Source organism: Peribacillus glennii (genome assembly GCF_003429105.1).
GTDB classification, from domain to species: Bacteria; Bacillota; Bacilli; order Bacillales; family DSM-1321; genus Peribacillus; species Peribacillus glennii.
Genome location: NZ_QVTD01000010.1, coordinates 74,663 through 91,984, shown reverse-complemented (window position 1 = coordinate 91,984; position 17,322 = coordinate 74,663). Strand labels below are relative to the sequence as shown.

The following is a 17,322-nucleotide window of genomic DNA, read 5'->3' as shown; positions in this document are numbered from 1 at the left end:
TACTGGTTGTCAACAACAAATTTAAGAAAAAGTCGAAAAATATATTAACATCATTTTTAATTAGTGTATAATTATCCATAACGGAAAAAATTTCATACATAGAAAACGGAACTGGGTGTCTTACTAAAAGACTTAAAAGGGAAGTTGGTGTAATTCCAACGCGGTCCCGCCACTGTAAAATGGGAGTAATCGGCGAAATACCACTGTATATGTTTTATACGGGAAGGTGCCGAACACAATGACCATAAGCCAGGAGACCTGCCTGTATCCGTACACCAGTAAAACCTACGAGGATGGGGAGGTGTGTGGCTAGTGTGTAATATGAAGGATGGACTTGCCATACGAAAATCTCCAATGAAAATTGGAGATTTTTTGTTTTAATAGACTGGTTTCTGTTATGAAATTTTAATGTTAACGCTCTTACAAGAGTCAAATTATGAATCTGGGGGATATTTTTGATGAAAAAGTGGAATTTATTATGGGTTTTATTGTTGCTTACAATAGGCATTTTAGCCGGATGTGGCAGCGATAACCAGGAACAAGGCACAAATAAAGAGGAAAAGCCGAAAACAGAACAAACTGAAAAAGCTGCTTTCCCTGTAACGATCAAAGATGCTGCAGGTGAAGAGGTCACAATAGAAAAGAAGCCTGAAAAAATCGTTTCCGTTATTCCAAGCAACACGGAAATCGCTTTTAGCTTAGGGCTGGATAAAGAAATTGTCGGTGTATCGGATTTCGATAATTATCCGGAAGCTGCCGCGAAAAAAGAAAAAGTCGGCGGCCTTGAATTCAATGTGGAAAAAGTCATCTCATTGGATCCTGAACTGGTTCTGGCGCATCGCTCGAGCTCAGATGCCACAAAAGAAGGGCTTCAGCAATTAACAGATGCAGGCATAAAGGTGCTTGTTGTCAATAATGCCCAAAACTTTGAACAGGTATATGAGTCCATCCAAATGATCGGCAAGGCGACCGGAAAGTCAGAGGATGCTGATAAAGTAATATCAGATATGAAGGAAAAAATGGAAGCCATTAAAGCAGAAGCCGCAAAAATTCCAGAGGCTGACACAAAAACTGCCTATATCGAAGTATCACCTGCTCCTGAGATTTATACAACCGGAAAGAATACATTCATGGATGAAATGCTTAAGATAATCAATGCAAAGAATGCTGCCGGAGACCAGGAGGGCTGGGTGAAGATCGACCAGGAAGCGGTCATTAAGACGAATCCTGACGTGATCATTTCGTTATACGGACCAGATTCCACTGATCAAATTCTAGGGCGAAAAGGCTGGGAACAAGTAGCCGCCGTGAAGAATAAGCAGGTGTATGAAGTAAACACCGATATTGTAAGCCGCTCAGGTCCACGGCTTGCCGAAGGAGTAGAAGAATTTGCAAGAGCAATATACCCTGACACATTTAAAAAATAATAAATGGCTTGCCTATTTATTGGCAGCGGTTTTCCTTATTTGTGCCATGGTAATCGGCATCTCGGTCGGAACAGTTTCTGTTCCGATTTCCTTTATATTCAGGGTGATTTGTGTGGAAATATTACATTTCCCGATTGGGGAAGAAATTGACCCCATGTACACCAACATTGTCATGAACATCCGTTTGCCCAGGGTGATCCTGGCTGGCCTCATAGGAGCGTCATTAGCGATTGCGGGAGCAGCCTTTCAAGGTTTATTGCGGAATCCGCTCGCAGATCCGTATACCCTTGGCGTTTCTTCAGGAGCGTCTGTCGGGGCAGTGGTTACGTTGTTCTTTCAACTATCCTTGCCCGGCATTGGGCTGTATACTTTGCCCCTATTTAGCATAACATCTGCATTCGCTACCATACTTTTAGTGCTTCTTTTTGCAAGAAAAGTAGACCGTTCCATGAAAGTGGAAACCATTATTTTAACCGGGATTATTTTCAGCTCTTTTTTAGGTGCTTTCATTTCCTTGATGATTGCATTGACAGGTGATGAATTACGTCAGATTATCGGATGGCTTCTTGGAAGCGTCTCGATGAGAGGCTGGGAATATATCAAAATCATGCTGCCATTTTTTATCCTTGGATCCTTGCTTCTGTTATTCAGTGCCCGTGAATTGAATGCGATGTCATTTGGCGAAGAACAGGCCCAGCATTTGGGTGTGAACGTCCAAAAAAGAAAGTTGTTGGTTATAGCTTCAGCATCGATTCTCACAGGTGCCGCAGTTGCCGTTTCAGGCACCATCGGCTTTGTTGGATTAGTGATTCCCCACCTGGCAAGATTGGTGTGGGGGCCCGACCATAAACACCTTCTTCCCCTGTCCATATTGACGGGAGCAGGCTTTTTGATCCTGGCGGACCTTGTGGCAAGGACCGTGATATCACCCACTGAATTGCCGATCGGAGTGATTACCGCACTTATCGGCGCTCCGGTGTTTGCTGCGATTTTAGTTCGAAAAAGAGGTGGACGGAGATGACCGAACTTTTGAAAATCACAAATGTTGCCGGCGGCTATAAAGAGGAAAATGTATTGGATGGGATTTCCTTTGAAGTGCAAAAGGGTGAGCTTTTCGGCGTGTTAGGGCCAAATGGGAGCGGGAAAACCACCTTGTTGAAGATGATCAGCGGTGTCATGCCTTTTGAACAGGGAGAAATTATGATCAAAGGGAAGGACATTAACAAATATACAGCTAAGGAATTGGCAAAGTCGATAGCGGTGCTTCCCCAGCATTCTGCCCAGGCTTTTTCCTACACGGTGAAGGAAACCGTTTCCCTTGGCCGCTATGCCCACCAAAGAGGCTGGCTGCAAAGCTTTAGCCCCAGGGATGAAGAAATGGTAAAAACGGCCATGGAGCAAACCGGTATTTCTTCTTTTGAAGACCATCATTTACATGAGCTTTCCGGCGGTGAAAGGCAGCGTGTATTCCTGGCACAAGCTCTCGCACAGGAGCCGCAAATTTTGCTGCTTGATGAACCGACCAACCACCTCGACCTGTCCTTCCAAAAGGAACTGCTTGACCAATTGAAGCAGTGGTCTCGGGAACGGCAATTAACTGTTGTTTCTATTTTTCATGACTTAAATCTGGCCGGGCTTTTTTGCGATCGCTTATTGCTGCTTGAGAATGGCCGAATTAATCGGATCGGGACCCCGATTGAAGTCCTGAAGCAAGAAAGGATTGAATCGGTGTTTCATACCAGCATTGAAAAGCTGGCCCATCCTACCGTTCCGAAACCGCAAATGGTGCTGTTGCCGGAAGAGCTGCCGCGAAGTGAAAAAAACATACAGATTAATGAACAAAATCTAAAAGTTACCGGCCAATTCATCAAGCTGCAAACGCCGATCCTCTTAAAAACGTTATCCTCAGGGGTGACGGGATCAGGATTTGGCTGGCACCATACGTTCATTAACAGGCATGTGGACCACAGCTATGACTGTACCGACCATGCCTCTGAAATGAAGGAATATCTTAAGGCCAATGGGTTTACTCCTGAAGAGACGGTAGGGATGATGACAGCTGTGAACTTGCAGGATGCCGCCTACCGGTTTTATGAAGAAGATGGTATTGAGGCCTTCATTGTAGTGACCGCAGGCACCGGAAATGCCGTCGATGCGACGAGCAGCAGAAGAACCAGCTATAAACCAACTCCAGGCACGATTAATGCTTGGGTATTTGCAGGAGGCCTGTTGTCCGAAACGGCTTTCGTCCAAAGCATGATAACTGCAACCGAAGCGAAAGTAAAGGCCTTGTTCGACTTGGGAGTCAAGGATCCGGTTACCGCCACATTGGCGACAGGTACATCGACTGATAGTTTATTGATCGCTGCTTCCCAAAGGGGCAAAAGCATTCAGTATGCAGGGCCCATCACGCCGCTTGGGAATCTTATAAGCAAAGGGATTTACGAATGTGTAACCAAAAGTCTTGAAAAATATAAGCGCAGGTATCAAGTATGATCCTGCTCTATCATTTAGCAGCTGTAACCTTAGCGTATGTATTGGATTTGCTGGTGGGAGACCCTAAAAGCTGGCCTCATCCGGTCAGATGGATGGGTGCAATGATTGCAGCTTTTGATAGAAGGTGGAATAACGGAAGCCATCAAAAACTGAAGGGCATGGTCATGACAGGCACCGTGGTATTGACCGCAGCCCTTATTACGGCTGTCACGGTGTATGGGGCTTATTCTCTGCACCCCGTTGCCGGTGTGATATGGGAAGCCATTTTGATAGCGTCCGCCCTTGCCCAGAAAAGCTTAAAAGAAGCGGCGATAGAGGTGTACGAACCGTTAAGTAAAGGTGATTTAGGTGAAGCCCGCTTAAGGCTTTCGTATATAGTCGGGCGTGACACGGATCAACTTGGCGAAGCTGAAATCGTACGCGGCACGGTTGAAACCGTCGCGGAAAATACAAGTGATGGCATTACCGCTCCTCTTTTCTGGGGCGCAATTGGGGGAGCTTCCTTTGCCCTAGCCTACAGGGCAATCAACACATGTGACTCTATGGTCGGATACCGGAACGAAAAGTACCGGGATTTTGGCTGGGCCTCTGCCAGGCTGGATGATTTGGTGAATTGGATACCGAGCAGGCTTACCGCATTGATGATGCTGATCAGCATGAAAGCAAGGGAAAGCAGCTTGAAAACCATTTGGCAAATCACCCTGCGTGACGCACCTAAGCATCCAAGCCCGAACAGCGGCTGGTGTGAAGCTGCCACAGCAGCGATTCTAGGCATCCAGCTCGGAGGCATAAATTATTATAAAGGACTCATTTCTGACAGGGCGAAGATGGGAGAGCCTCTATCACCACTAACATCCAAACACATAATACAGTCAATCTCGTTAATGCAGCGTTCATCTCTAAGTTTTCTGCTGCTGTTATGGGTAAGTGGAATCCCCATTGCTTTATTGGTTCCATTCTCTATTAAATAATTTGTCAACGGGGGTCAGTCCCCCGATACGATAAAGCGTTAAAGTGGTGGGGGTCTGACCCCCGGTATGGTAAAGCGCTAAAGTGGTGAGGACTGGCCCCCCGAATTGGGCCATTTCATGAAAAATTGATGGAGGTACTGCCACAATGGCGCACTCATCCCTTATTTTTGTATCAGGAGGAGTAAGGAGCGGGAAAAGCAGCTTTGCTGAGGAGCTTGCTATTACTCTATCAAATAAAAATGGGGATCCTCTCGTGTATATTGCCTGCGGGATTTCAGGAGACCGGGAAATGAACGAGAGGATAGCCCGTCATAAAACAGACAGGGAAAACAGCAATTATCACTGGTTCACTTTGGAGTACCCTGTCGCCATAGAGAGGGCTGTGCCATCCATAAGCCCGAACAGCATCGTCTTGCTGGATTGCCTTACAACCTTGCTGAATAATGAAATGTTTCCCCCGATGGGAGGATTCGATGAATGGAAGCGCGCAGATTTCCTGGAATCTGTAAAGGAATCGATCATGAGTGGAATCAGTAAAATTAGGAAGCAGGCCGCATGCGTCATCATTGTCAGCAACGAGGTGCTTCATGCTCCAATGCTGGACGATGGGGCAACAAGGGCTTATGCAAAAATGATTGGAAGCCTTCATCAGGAAATTGTGGCCATGTCAGACAGCGCGTATTTACTGGAGGCGGGCTGTGCATTACCCATGAAGGGGGGAGCGGAATGAAAGGAATTATGGTCCAGGGTACTTCTTCGGATGCCGGAAAAAGCTTTATAACGACCGTTTTTTGCAGGCTTCTGGCGAATGAAGGAGTGAAAGTCGCCCCCTTCAAGTCCCAGAATATGTCCAATAATTCATATGTCACCGTGGATGGATTTGAAATCGGCAGGGCACAGGGCATCCAGGCTGAAGCGGCTAATACAGAGGCATCCGTATGGATGAACCCGATTCTATTAAAACCGAGATCGGACCAATCCTCGGAGATTGTCTTGTTCGGAAAGCCAAACCGCACACTTTCAGGTATGTCTTATAGGGAGAGTTTTTATGAAGAAGGTTTAGAGGCTATTAAGCTTTCGCTTGCCAAGCTTGGAGAAATCTATGAAGCCCTTGTCATGGAGGGGGCCGGATCGCCGGTGGAAATCAACTTAAAAGACCGGGAGCTTGTCAATATGAAGGTAGCCGAGGTTGCGGATGTGCCGGTCATTCTCGTAGCCGATATCGAACGGGGAGGCATTTTTGCCAGTATCATAGGAACGCTGGAACTGCTCGAACCCTCTGAAAGGAACCGCGTCAAAGGCATCATTGTCAACAAATTCAGGGGAGATATCAGGCTGTTTAAGGACGGTGTTTCCTGGATAGAAGAGAAGACAGGAATTCCCGTATTAGGGGTGATTCCCTATGTCAGCGGACATATGATTGAAGGAGAAGACTCCCTTTCATTGGCAGACCGGTTCTCAGCTGATAAAAAAGCCTCCATCGACCTTGCTGTAGTGAAGCTGCCCTTACTATCAAACTATACGGATATGGAACCATTTTTATACGAACAAGACGTTTCGGTACGCTGGGTGGAAGATGCCTCATCCCTGGGCAATCCGGATGCCCTCATCATTCCCGGCACGAAAAGCACCATTTCCGATTTACGATATTTGAAGAAAATCGGTTTGGCAGAAAAGGTACAAGACTATTTTCAAAGCGGCGGGACGCTTATCGGAATTTGCGGAGGATTTCAGATGCTTTCTGAAGAATTAATAGACCCGGAAGGTACAGACACAGGCAAGAAAGGCACCAAAGAAAAAGGATTAGGCCTGTTACCTGCAAAAACGGTATTTTCAACGAAAAAAAAGACAATCCGTACAAAAGGAGCTCCGCATCCATTAACTGATTTAAAAGAAACTGCACAGTTTGAAGGATATGAAATCCATTTAGGACATTCCATCTGGGATGAGAAAAATAAAAAGCTGCCCTTTTTGATCCTCGATACAGGAGAAGAGGAAGGGTATTATGCCGAGAATGGAAGGCTAATCGGCACTTATATGCATCACCTCTTTCATAACGATGAGTGGAGGACCATGTGGTTGAACCGTTTGCGTAAGGAGAAGGATTTGCCACTGTTTGAAACTACCGTTATGAATACAATGAAACTCAAAAAATTCGATGACGTTGTGGAACAGATTCGCCCATTTTTAAAATGGGACAAAGTAAAAGAAATCATGGCTGATTGGAGCCGGAAACCATGAAAATATGGACCGGATTTCTCATCAACCTTCAGTTTTTTACGATCGTTCCCATTAAAAAACAGCTGCCGATGGAAAAAGCGTATATCAAGAAGGCTATTCAGACCATCCCAATCCTTGGTTTCCTGCAAGGCGCATTATACACAACAACTTTATATATTATGGTGGAATGGACCTCTTTATCCCCGCTGGCCGGAGCATTTTTCCTCTGGCTGCTGACGATTATGATAACAGGCGGTCTGCACCTTGATGGCTGGATCGATGCAAGCGATGCTTATTTCTCCTACAGGGACATCCACAAGCGGCTGGAAATTATGCAGGATCCAAGGACCGGTGCGTTTGGCGTCATATCTGTGATTGTGCTCCTGTCCTGCCGGATGTTTTTTCTCTATGAAATTGTCGAAAACATTACTCCCTGGTCATACAGTCTGGTTGCCTTTGTCCCGTTTTTAGGGAAAACGGCAATGGGTTTTCTGTTAATGCAAGTACGTTTGGCGAAAAATGAAGGGCTGGCTGCGTTTTTTCAGGCTGCGGCCGGGAAGGACAGTACCTTTATTTATTATGTTTATCTGGTTTTGGGTGCGCTTGCCTTTGTTTTTCTAAAACACTTTTACTTATATGCAGTGTTAGTTATCATGGTCATTGTTTCCGTGTTGTTTTTAAAAAGAAAAATGGTGAAATGGTTTGGGGGCATTACAGGCGATGTGGCCGGGGCCTCTGTTGAAGGAGTTGAATTGATGCTGTGGATGACGGTCTGGTTATTGCATTATTTCGTCACGGTTTGACGGAAGCCAATGAGAGAAAGGCTTATCTGGGCTGGTCCGATTCACCATTGACACCAAATGCCAGAAAACAGCTGGCCCCGGCAGCCATTAAACCTGAACGTCTTTATTCGAGTGATTTAAAAAGATGTACGGAAACAGCGGCATTGTTATTTCCAGACAGGCCAGCAGTTGAAAATACGGAGTTCAGGGAACTACACTTTGGCAACTGGGAAGGGAAGACGTATGAGGACCTGAAGGATGATAGCCATTACAAAAGCTGGCTTAATGCCCCGTTTATAGAGACTCCGCCGGGCGGTGAAAGCTTTAAGGAGTTTGCCGGACGGATAGAAAGCGCGTGGGAACATATGAAAGGGGATATGTTTTCAAATGGGATCAGGCATTCTGCCATCGTGACACATGGCGGCGTGATCAGATATTTATTAATGAAATATGCCCCGGTTGAAAAAGTATTTTGGGAATGGAATACCCCTCATGGCGGGGGCTGGAAGCTGACTTTCAAAGCGGAGGACTTGAGGAGGGGAAGGCGTTGCACTTTGTTACAGGAGGCGCTTATAACGGCAAATCCAGGTGGGTAAGAGAACACTATAAAGCAAAAGATATAGGTTTTGATCAATGGATTTCCGCCTATCATCCTGATGGCCTTCCCAAGGATAGCAATTTTCCGCATTGCAATGCCATTGTAATAGAAGGAATGGAGCAATTCATTAAGGTGAATTGCTTGCATAGAGATACTGGCACATGCAGGCGGGTATTGAACAGCCTGATAGAGGATTGGCTGGCCTGGGAAAACGACGAACAGCAGCGCTTATTGGTCATTATCGGTACCGACATAACGAAAGGCATTGTTCCGATGGAGAAAGAGGAAAGAATATGGCGCGATATAACTGGTTGGATTTATCAAGATATCTCTTCAAAAGCAGACAGAGTTGATGTAATTTGGTACGGTTTAAACAAGCAAATCAAATGAGGAGGATTTGGAATGAGAATTTATACGCGTACAGGGGATAAAGGAAAAACCAGCATTATCGGGGGCAGGGTCGATAAGGATGACGTCCGGGTCGAGGCCTATGGAACCGTTGATGAAATCAATTGCTTTGTCGGCCAGGCCATGCTTGAGCTTGATTCAACTTTGTTTGAGGATGTATTGGAAGATTTGGAACGCATCCAGCATGAACTGTTCGATTGTGGAGGCGACCTCGCTTCCGTTTCTGAAAAGCGCCCTCTTAAGCTGGCTGAAGATGCCGTCTCTCAATTGGAAAGCCGGATAGATGCTTTTATAGAGGAGGCGCCTGAGCTCGAAAGGTTTATTTTGCCGGGAGGGACGAAACCGGCAGCCTCCATCCACATTGCGCGCACTGTAACACGGCGGGCAGAACGTTTGGCAGTGTCACTTATGAAAGCGGATGAAACCGTTTCGCCTGTAGCCCTTCAATATTTGAACCGGTTATCCGATTATTTCTTTGCATTGGCGCGGGTGGTCAATTTCCGGCTGGGCGTCAAGGATGTTGAATATGTGAGAAGCGCGAAAGTATTTCGAGATGGAAAGAGAAAAGGGGATTAAGGCATGTCTGTAGTAAGGCTCAGCTGGAGTGCGCTGTTCATCGCTCTTTCGGCAGTAGGAGCATGTATTAAAATCCCGGCAATCGTGGGCAGTATTGCATTGGACAGCTTTCCTGCGCTGCTTGGGGCGGTGTTATTGGGCCCGGTGGCTGGTGCAACTATAGCCGGAACGGGTCATATCATTTCAGCCATGATTGGGGGAATGCCGCTTGGATCTTTTCATTTCTTAATCCTGTTTGAAATGGCAGTGTTAGCCTGGGGATATGGCAAACTTTATGTGGCGGGCAACCGATTGGGGGCATCCTTATTTTTCTTTGCAGGAAACGCGGTAATTGCACCCCTCCCGTTTGCCGTGTTAATCAGCCTGGAATTTTATATGGCCTTGCTCCCGGCTATTCTAGCGGGTACGCTCATTAATGTAGTGTTGGCTTTTATGCTGACGCCAAGGCTTTCTCCAATTATGGCAAAGTATTTTCCCTATAAGCAGGTAAATCGATGAGAGACCCGTTGATTATTCCACTCAACAATCAGTATCTCGTGGTTGCCAGTGACAATAGCGGCGGATTCGGCTTGAAGGAACATGATGCAGTGAAAGTTCCCTATGATGTTGTCGGCTATTATGCATTTCGTGTCGCGATAATGGAATGTATGGCGACGGGTGCTGTGCCGGTTTCTGTCGTCCTGCAGAACTTTTCCGGGGAAGAGGCATGGACCGGATTAATCCAAGGCGTACAGCAAGGGTTAAAGGAATTGAAAATGGATCTCCCTGTTTCAGGAAGTACGGAAAGCAACATGGATCTCCTCCAATCCGCCCTGGGATTGAATGTAATAGGGGTCAGCAGCCAAATGCCTGAATTTCGACAGATCAATCCTGAAGGAATGAAGTTTGCGGTGATCGGAAAACCTCTGGTTGGCCAGGAGGTAGGTGAACAACCGGAATCAATCGCTCCCCTTTCCGTGTACAAACGGCTATGCGAACTAGGCGGAATCACGGTCCTTCCAGTTGGTTCAAAAGGGATTGCCTATGAACTCGGGCAATTGGTTCCAGGCATCAAATCAAAATGCTTCGCGGCAGATTTAGATGTCCACAAATCTTCCGGCCCGTCGACATGTTTTATCATCTCTTATCCGGCAGCTAAGGAAGTGATGATCCAAGAATTGACCGGGCCCTTATTTCACGGGGTATATTGGTAAGGAACCGGCTTTTCCATTCGACCGATATGGTAAAATGGAACAAAACCGCTGGAGGATTAATAGCCATGGCAGCCGGAAAAACAAATGCGATGAGGATTCTTGATGCAAGGAAAATTGAATACAGCATGATGAGCTATGATAATAAAGATGGGAAAATTGATGGGGCTTCGGTGGCAGCGAAAATCGGCAGAGCACCGGAAACGGTTTTTAAAACGCTGGTGGCGCACGGAACACAGGCTGCAAGCGTCTATGTTTTCGTCATACCTGTGGAAGCGGAGCTTGATTTAAAAAAAGCCGCAAAAGCAGCAGGTGAGAAAAAGGTGGAAATGCTGCCAGTCAAGGACCTGCAAAAATGGACAGGCTATATTCGCGGCGGTTGTTCGCCGATAGGGATGAAAAAACTATATCCCACCTTCATAGATCACAGTGCCAGGACGGCCGATACAATTATTGTCAGCGGCGGCAAGATTGGCATTCAGATAGAGTTGAAACTGGACGCGTTGATAGTAGCAACTGAAGCGGTTGTTTTAGAGATAACGAAATGATTTTGGGCCTCCTTGAAAGGCTCTTTTTTTTGGATATTACAAGCAGTCTACCGGAGTATTATTCCATTAGGCATTCACCCATAAAGGGGCATCAGCATACATTATTCGATGAAGGGATACTTACCATGCAAAGGGAGTGTGGGCAACTTGAAGGGGAAAATCAAAAATTATTATGCAGGCGGAAATACTGCGCACGGTTTCCATAGCTTATATGAATCGAATCTTCAGGGACTTGATAAATTGTTTATCTTAAAAGGCGGTCCTGGTACAGGAAAATCGACTCTAATGAAAAAGGTCGCCCAGGAGTGGGCAGACAAGGGCTTTGACATTGAATTGCTTCATTGTTCATCTGATAATCAATCCATAGACGGGGTGATTATCCCGAAGTTTAAAATCGGTATTGTCGATGGCACGGCACCCCATGTCATTGAACCAAAAGCACCGGGCGCTATTGAAGAGTATGTAAACTTAGGAGAGGCGTGGGACTCAGGTGTTCTGGCAGGGGAAAAAGAAGCTATAGTCAAACTTACGAAAGAAATCAGCAGTGCCTTTCAAACAGCCTACTCTACATTTGCGGAAGCACTTGTGATTCATGATGAATGGGAAAAGATTTATATCGAAAACATGGATTTCAATAAAGTGAACCAGCTGACTGAAAAGTTAAAGGAAGCATTTTTTGGCGATATGTTCCTTAATAAAACCGCCAATATACATCATCGTTTCCTTGGTGCAGCCACACCAAATGGGGCTGTAGATTTCGTTCCAAATCTTACCGAGGATTTAGCGAAACGCTATTTTATTAAGGGGCGGCCGGGGTCTGGAAAATCGACGATGTTAAAAAAATTGGCCGCTGCTGCTGAACAACGGGGCTTTGATGTGGAAATCTATCACTGTGGTTTCGACCCGAACAGCCTCGACATGGTGATTGTCCGGGAGATTGGCCTGGCCATCTTTGACAGCACAGCCCCTCATGAATATTTCCCAAGCCGTGAAGGCGATGAAATCATTGATATGTATAAAGCAGCCATTACACCTGGTACGGATGAGAAATATGCTTTGGAAATAAAAGATATTTCCAGCAGATACAGAATGAAAATGAATGAGGCTACATCACACCTGGCCCAGGCTAAAAGCTTGCATGACGAGCTTGAGGCCATCTACATCAAAGCAATGGATTTTGAAAAAGTCGAACAAATTCAGGCAGAAATCATGGCAGTCATTGAACAATTGGCAGGAGTTTCTTCGAAGTAAGAGTAGGCCGGCAACCTGTTATACAGTTGGCCGGCTCTTCTTTCATTATGGTAATTTATTTCCTCGTGAACTTACATAAAGGGAATACCACTCTTCCCTGGTCATCAGTTCGGACTGGCGAATGGCATCCTCGCAGTTCTTAATCCGTTCCGCATTTGTCGTACCGATCACCGGCTGTATCTTTGCCGGGTGGCGCATTAACCAGCCTAGCACGATTGCTTCTTTCGTGGTTTCTTTTTCGCAGGCCATATTTTCTACTAACTCTTTTGTTTTCACTTCAGCCTCTGTAGCATGATCAAGCTCTTGTCCTGTAAAGATCCCTTTGGCCAAAGGCGACCATGCCTGAATTTGTATATCGTTTATCATGCTATACTCCAGTAATCCATCTGCAAAATGACTGGCATTTCCTGCCGGTTGATTGACTAATACGCCTTGATCAACCCAATCAAGCTTGTGGAGGCTCATTTCCAGCTGATTCACAATAATGGGAACATCACTATATGCTTGCAAAAGCGTAATTTGCCCCTTATCCATATTTGAAACGCCAAACTGCCTTACTTTTCCTGAACGGACCAGCACATCAAAGGCTTCCGCAACTTCCTCAGGATCCATCAAAGGGTCTGGGCGGTGCAATAAAAGAATATCCAAGTAATCCGTAGCCAACCTTTGTAAAATTCCATCAACAGAGTGCAAGATATGTTCTTTTGAAAAATCATATCTGCCCGGTCCATGTTCATCAGCAAAACGAATTCCACATTTACTCTGGATGACCATATTCTCCCTCAAGCTTGGACGGTCTTTTACTATGGTGCCAAAGACTTCTTCGGCTTTTCCTCTTTTGTATATATCGGCATGGTCAAACATGGTGATTCCTGAAGCAAGGGCCGCCTCTATTGCTTGTTCAGCAGCTAATACCTGTTCTTTGGTTACCGGGCTCTTATCCCAATTTCCTCCAAATCCCATGCAGCCCAATACTAACCGGCTGGAAGTGATATCCCGTTTTTCTAAAGGCATTATACGCATAGCTTATACCCTCTTCCGTTATTTTTTAATGCGATTACTACAATTTTTGCTTTATCAAAGGTATTATACCAAAGTGCCAAAAAATTGTTTTTTTCACGAGTATAATACTAAAATAATATTTATGGCTGCCTGAATGCCAAGGCTGTGTTCATTTTTCTATAGAAGGGATCCAGGAATGGCAGGTTTAGCCTTATATCCGGTTAGGTTAAAATATGTAAGTACAGAACTATTGTTTTCTTATGGAACTGGAAACGAAGAAATAAGAGGTGCTATGGTTGGTTAAATTTATTGCGAGTGATATGGATGGGACATTGTTAAACAAAGACCAAAAGGTAAGCCAGGAAAATAAGGAGGCAATTGCACGCGCCCAGTCTGAAGGGGTGGAAGTAATCATTGCCACCGGCAGGTCGTATCAGGAGGCGCGGTTCGCCCTGGATGAAGCTGCAATAGAATGCCCGGTGATTTGTGTCAACGGTGCAGTGGTATATACAACAGACGGAGCAGTTGCCACATCGAATCCAATAGCATCTGAAACGGTAAAATCAGTCATAAAGTATTTAGAAGAAACAGACATTTATTTTGAAATTTATACAAACGATGGTACTTACACAAAAAATTATGCTAAATCCCTGGCATCTATCATTGATATTCTCTTGACGGCAAATCCTGACTTGGACCCTCTGAAAGTGACCGAGCAAGCTAAGGAGCGGATCAAAGTCAGCAATATTAAATCAATAGATAACTATGACGCGCTTTTTGCCAAGGCGGAACTCGAATTTTATAAGTTTTTGGTTTTTAGCAATCAATATGATAAACTCGGCCAAATCGCAAGTTTCTTAAAGGAGAACACTCCGCTTGCCGTTAGTGCTTCGGCCCGTGAAAACCTTGAAGTGACAAGCCAGGATGCACAAAAAGGAATTGCTCTCGAAAAGTACGTACAAGCCAGAGGCGGCTCATTAAGCGAGACGATGGCGATGGGGGACAATTTCAATGATGTTTCGATGCTTGAACGTGTAGGACGGTCGGTCGCGATGGGCAATGCACCTTCAGAAATTAAGGGAATATGCGATTTCATCACGGATACGAACGATGAAAATGGCGTGGCCAAGGCCATCATTGAAGCGCTGAATGAAAATCTGAAAAAATGAGGCGGCTGTTCAACTTCTATAAGATCTAGCCACATACCGCTTCCACCTAAAAGGGAGTGAGTTTTTGTGATCAAGCGATATTTGATTCTGTCATTTGCTATGATCATCGCCAGCGGATGTTCCGTAAATATAAACAAGGATCAGGAGAAAACCAGTCCCCAGCCAGCTGAAACATCTGGTCAACCCGCTAAGCAGGAACAGGCAGAGGTACTGTTGACCAAGCTGAAAGTTTCATGGTCGATTCAAAAAACCGGGGAAACCATTTATTTGTCTGAAAGGACCGGGAACATTGTAAAATGGGACAAAGGCAAGATGGCAAGGGAAAAAGTGAACCTGAAGAAAAAACTCTCGGCAAACCCGGAGGCAGGCTTGCTTGGATTTGTTTTGGCTCGGGATTTTAAAACAACAAATCAAGCCTTTGCTTACTATACATACGATGAAAACGGCGAGTCACTGAACAGGATTGTGCTTCTCGGGTATAAGGATGATCAATGGACAGAGGAAAAGGTCCTGCTCGATGGAATCCCGAGCGGCCAATACCATCATGGAGGAAGGCTAAAGATCGGGCCTGACGGCAAATTATATGCCACAGCCGGGGATGCCCATCAAGACGAAATCGCCCAGGACAAAAGCTCATTGGGCGGAAAAATACTGCGGCTGAACCTGGACGGCAGTATTCCCGGGGATAATCCATTCCCCAACTCTTATGTGTATTCCCTTGGCCACCGCAATCCTCAAGGACTTGCATGGGATGAAAAGGGGCAATTATACAGCAGTGAACATGGACCCTCAGGCCATGATGAACTCAATAAAATCATCACCGGACATAATTATGGCTGGCCTTTGATCATTGGTGATGAAAAGAAGAACGGAATGGAAAGACCATTGTTCCACTCCGGAACCAATACATGGGCGCCATCGGGGATTGCTTTCGAGAAGGGAATCATTTATGCGGCAGCCCTTAGAGGGGAAGCGGTCAAAGGGTTTGATCTGGGTAAAAGAGAAGAATTTGATGTGTTTACCGGTGCAGGCAGAATAAGGGATGTCCTGATTGATGGGGGCTATCTGTATTTTGTCAGCAACAACACCGACGGCCGGGGAAACCCGGATCAAGACGATGATAAACTTTACAGGCTTCCGCTGCCTGCACAATAATAAAAAATATTTTTAAAAAGATGTATATAAAAAAAGTTACGGGCCATACTATAACCATGATGATTTTTCCATAGTAATCCCCCTTTTATCCGCTTGCTTCCCGCAGGCGGATTTTTTTATACTTTTTGGGTTGGGTTACATGGATGTCGGCTTGAATACCTTCGAGTCCGGCTGGATTTCCGGTAGGTGTGGCTGATTATTTTGATATTTGGTTGAATAATGATTTGCTTGGGTTGAATGATCAAATCCCATCTGGGTCACAATTTAGTTCGGTTGAATTATCGGCACAATTCGGCCGAATTATCTCTGGATTGGATTGATTTAAGGTGTGCTAGGATTATGGATAAGAAACAAACATGACGTTCACCTTGAAATTGCAAGGTGTTTTTTGGAAAAAAAGAAAACTCGCCAATAGGCGAGTAGAATTATTGCTTTGGCCATTTATAAGACCAGAAGCGCTCCTTTTCAATCCAACGCAGGATGGCTGGATCCGTGTTTTGCGCATTTTCCGACCAGGAAGCCATCATCGATTCCGTTTGTGATCGATGCGCCCTTATCGTTGCAATTTTTTTATCCTTTACTGCCGATATATCATTGATAATGTCCGGCTCGCCCAGCTCTTCGAGGCTGTTATTGGAAAACGCAACACAATGCAACTTAGGGCGGGCATCCGGGGCGATTCGCCCGACAGCACGGACTACTGCCCTGCCTGTCGCTTCATGGTCAGGGTGAACGCTATAGCCTGGGTAGAACGTGATGATAAGAGAAGGATTTAACTCTTCAATAAAAGACGACATCTTCTTTGTCAGCTCTTCGTCGTCTTCAAATTCCACGGTTTTATCACGAAATCCGAGCATTCTTAAATCCTGTATGCCCATAATGTTGGCTGCATCTACCAGCTCTTGCCTGCGTATTTTCGGCAGGGATTCCCTGGTTGCAAACGGTGGGTTTCCTAAATTCCGGCCCATTTCGCCCAGTGTCAAACAAGCATAGGTTACGGGTGTCCCGTTTTCTACATAGGATGCAATCGTACCTGAAACTCCAAAAGCCTCATCATCGGGATGAGGGAAAATCACTAATACATGACGTTCTTTTTCCATACCGGCTTTGCTCCTTCCTATTCAAAAGGGCTCGCGCTGATTTGCATGGCCACCGCGAGTTTTCCGTTAAAATCCAATCCAGCCATCAATAGTCTGCCTTGGTCATCTATTTCAAAGTGGGTCAGGCCTTCTCCATACACCCAGCCGATTTCAAGCTTCAAGCCGGCTCGGTAGGGGCCGTCACCAACGATCTTGCCATGTTCATAACGGATCATGGCATTTCGGATATACGCACCTGCTGAGAAGAACGATTCATCATTGTGGGTGGCATAAGCACCATTTGTCGTTTCCAAATGCAAATACACATCACTTCCGGCAAGCGCATCAATTTTCTGCTGGACCTCAACACGGTCAATTGGTTTCATCAAAACTTCCTCCTCTCAAACGGACGATCACACAATCTATATAATATCTTACTAAAAAGCCAGC

At 45.5% G+C, this 17,322-nt stretch carries 19 protein-coding genes and 1 riboswitch; of the genes, 16 read left to right on the top strand and 3 right to left on the bottom strand.

The window, feature by feature from the left end; translation table 11 throughout:
* The first annotated feature begins 96 nt into the window (after positions 1-96).
* Positions 97-280, top strand: a riboswitch (cobalamin riboswitch).
* Between the two features lie 178 nt (positions 281-458).
* From D0466_RS14600 to D0466_RS14535, 14 genes are all read left to right on the top strand, one after another.
* Positions 459-1,427: an ABC transporter substrate-binding protein gene (locus D0466_RS14600; protein ID WP_117323299.1), complete on the top strand. Its 969-nt coding sequence runs from the start codon at positions 459-461 to the stop codon at positions 1,425-1,427.
* Entirely contained in the window at positions 1,390-2,448 is a 1,059-nt protein-coding gene (locus D0466_RS14595; protein WP_117323298.1) for a FecCD family ABC transporter permease, read from the top strand. The genes D0466_RS14600 and D0466_RS14595 overlap by 38 nt, the downstream gene beginning before the upstream one ends.
* On the top strand, positions 2,445-3,923 hold the full coding sequence (locus D0466_RS14590) for an adenosylcobinamide amidohydrolase (RefSeq protein WP_117323297.1): 1,479 nt from the start codon (positions 2,445-2,447) through the stop codon (positions 3,921-3,923). Before D0466_RS14595 ends, D0466_RS14590 begins: the two co-directional genes overlap by 4 nt.
* The gene (gene cbiB, locus D0466_RS14585) at positions 3,923-4,894 is read left to right on the top strand and encodes an adenosylcobinamide-phosphate synthase CbiB (protein WP_117323418.1); all 972 of its coding nucleotides are present in this window, start codon (positions 3,923-3,925) and stop codon (positions 4,892-4,894) included. Before D0466_RS14590 ends, cbiB begins: the two co-directional genes overlap by 1 nt.
* A gap of 145 nt (positions 4,895-5,039) precedes the next feature.
* The gene (locus tag D0466_RS14580) at positions 5,040-5,624 is read left to right on the top strand and encodes a bifunctional adenosylcobinamide kinase/adenosylcobinamide-phosphate guanylyltransferase (protein ID WP_117323296.1); all 585 of its coding nucleotides are present in this window, start codon (positions 5,040-5,042) and stop codon (positions 5,622-5,624) included.
* Complete coding sequence (locus tag D0466_RS14575; protein WP_117323295.1) at positions 5,621-7,135, top strand: cobyric acid synthase; 1,515 nt, start codon at positions 5,621-5,623, stop codon at positions 7,133-7,135. Before D0466_RS14580 ends, D0466_RS14575 begins: the two co-directional genes overlap by 4 nt.
* Positions 7,132-7,917 carry an adenosylcobinamide-GDP ribazoletransferase gene (gene cobS / locus D0466_RS14570; RefSeq protein WP_117323294.1) on the top strand — a complete coding sequence of 262 codons (786 nt, stop codon included), beginning with the start codon at positions 7,132-7,134 and terminating at the stop codon, positions 7,915-7,917. The genes D0466_RS14575 and cobS overlap by 4 nt, the downstream gene beginning before the upstream one ends.
* Positions 7,875-8,492 (top strand): histidine phosphatase family protein, encoded by a 618-nt coding sequence (locus D0466_RS14565; RefSeq protein ID WP_117323293.1) that lies wholly within the window; start codon positions 7,875-7,877, stop codon positions 8,490-8,492. The genes cobS and D0466_RS14565 overlap by 43 nt, the downstream gene beginning before the upstream one ends.
* Positions 8,444-8,884, top strand: coding sequence for a bifunctional adenosylcobinamide kinase/adenosylcobinamide-phosphate guanylyltransferase (locus D0466_RS14560; protein WP_117323292.1), 441 nt, complete (start codon positions 8,444-8,446; stop codon positions 8,882-8,884). Before D0466_RS14565 ends, D0466_RS14560 begins: the two co-directional genes overlap by 49 nt.
* Before the next feature lie 12 nt (positions 8,885-8,896).
* On the top strand, positions 8,897-9,478 hold the full coding sequence (locus D0466_RS14555) for a cob(I)yrinic acid a,c-diamide adenosyltransferase (RefSeq protein ID WP_117323291.1): 582 nt from the start codon (positions 8,897-8,899) through the stop codon (positions 9,476-9,478).
* Positions 9,479-9,481: 3 nt separating this feature from the next.
* Positions 9,482-9,976 carry an ECF transporter S component gene (locus D0466_RS14550; RefSeq protein WP_117323290.1) on the top strand — a complete coding sequence of 165 codons (495 nt, stop codon included), beginning with the start codon at positions 9,482-9,484 and terminating at the stop codon, positions 9,974-9,976.
* Positions 9,973-10,671, top strand: a complete 699-nt coding sequence (locus D0466_RS14545; protein ID WP_117323289.1) for an ATP-binding protein — start codon at positions 9,973-9,975, stop codon at positions 10,669-10,671. The genes D0466_RS14550 and D0466_RS14545 overlap by 4 nt, the downstream gene beginning before the upstream one ends.
* A gap of 65 nt (positions 10,672-10,736) precedes the next feature.
* A complete protein-coding gene (ybaK, locus tag D0466_RS14540; protein WP_117323288.1) occupies positions 10,737-11,216 on the top strand; it encodes a Cys-tRNA(Pro) deacylase in 480 nt (159 codons plus the stop codon).
* A 147-nt stretch (positions 11,217-11,363) separates the two neighbouring features.
* A complete protein-coding gene (locus D0466_RS14535) occupies positions 11,364-12,467 on the top strand; it encodes a PRK06851 family protein (RefSeq protein ID WP_117323287.1) in 1,104 nt (367 codons plus the stop codon).
* A 45-nt stretch (positions 12,468-12,512) separates the two neighbouring features.
* On the opposite strand, the gene D0466_RS14530 is transcribed toward D0466_RS14535, so the two are convergent.
* Positions 12,513-13,490 (bottom strand): aldo/keto reductase, encoded by a 978-nt coding sequence (locus D0466_RS14530; RefSeq protein ID WP_117323286.1) that lies wholly within the window; start codon positions 13,488-13,490, stop codon positions 12,513-12,515.
* Between the two features lie 275 nt (positions 13,491-13,765).
* Here D0466_RS14530 and D0466_RS14525 point away from each other — a divergent pair, with 275 nt between their 5' ends.
* Positions 13,766-14,638, top strand: coding sequence for a Cof-type HAD-IIB family hydrolase (locus D0466_RS14525; protein WP_117323285.1), 873 nt, complete (start codon positions 13,766-13,768; stop codon positions 14,636-14,638).
* Between the two features lie 69 nt (positions 14,639-14,707).
* Positions 14,708-15,793, top strand: a complete 1,086-nt coding sequence (locus D0466_RS14520) for a PQQ-dependent sugar dehydrogenase (protein WP_117323417.1) — start codon at positions 14,708-14,710, stop codon at positions 15,791-15,793.
* Between the two features lie 425 nt (positions 15,794-16,218).
* Here D0466_RS14520 and bshB2 read toward each other — a convergent pair whose 3' ends face one another.
* Both bshB2 and D0466_RS14510 read right to left on the bottom strand, forming a co-directional pair.
* On the bottom strand, positions 16,219-16,893 hold the full coding sequence (gene bshB2, locus D0466_RS14515) for a bacillithiol biosynthesis deacetylase BshB2 (RefSeq protein WP_117323284.1): 675 nt from the start codon (positions 16,891-16,893) through the stop codon (positions 16,219-16,221).
* A gap of 17 nt (positions 16,894-16,910) precedes the next feature.
* Positions 16,911-17,258, bottom strand: coding sequence for a YojF family protein (locus tag D0466_RS14510; RefSeq protein ID WP_117323283.1), 348 nt, complete (start codon positions 17,256-17,258; stop codon positions 16,911-16,913).
* Between the last annotated feature and the right edge of the window lie 64 nt (positions 17,259-17,322).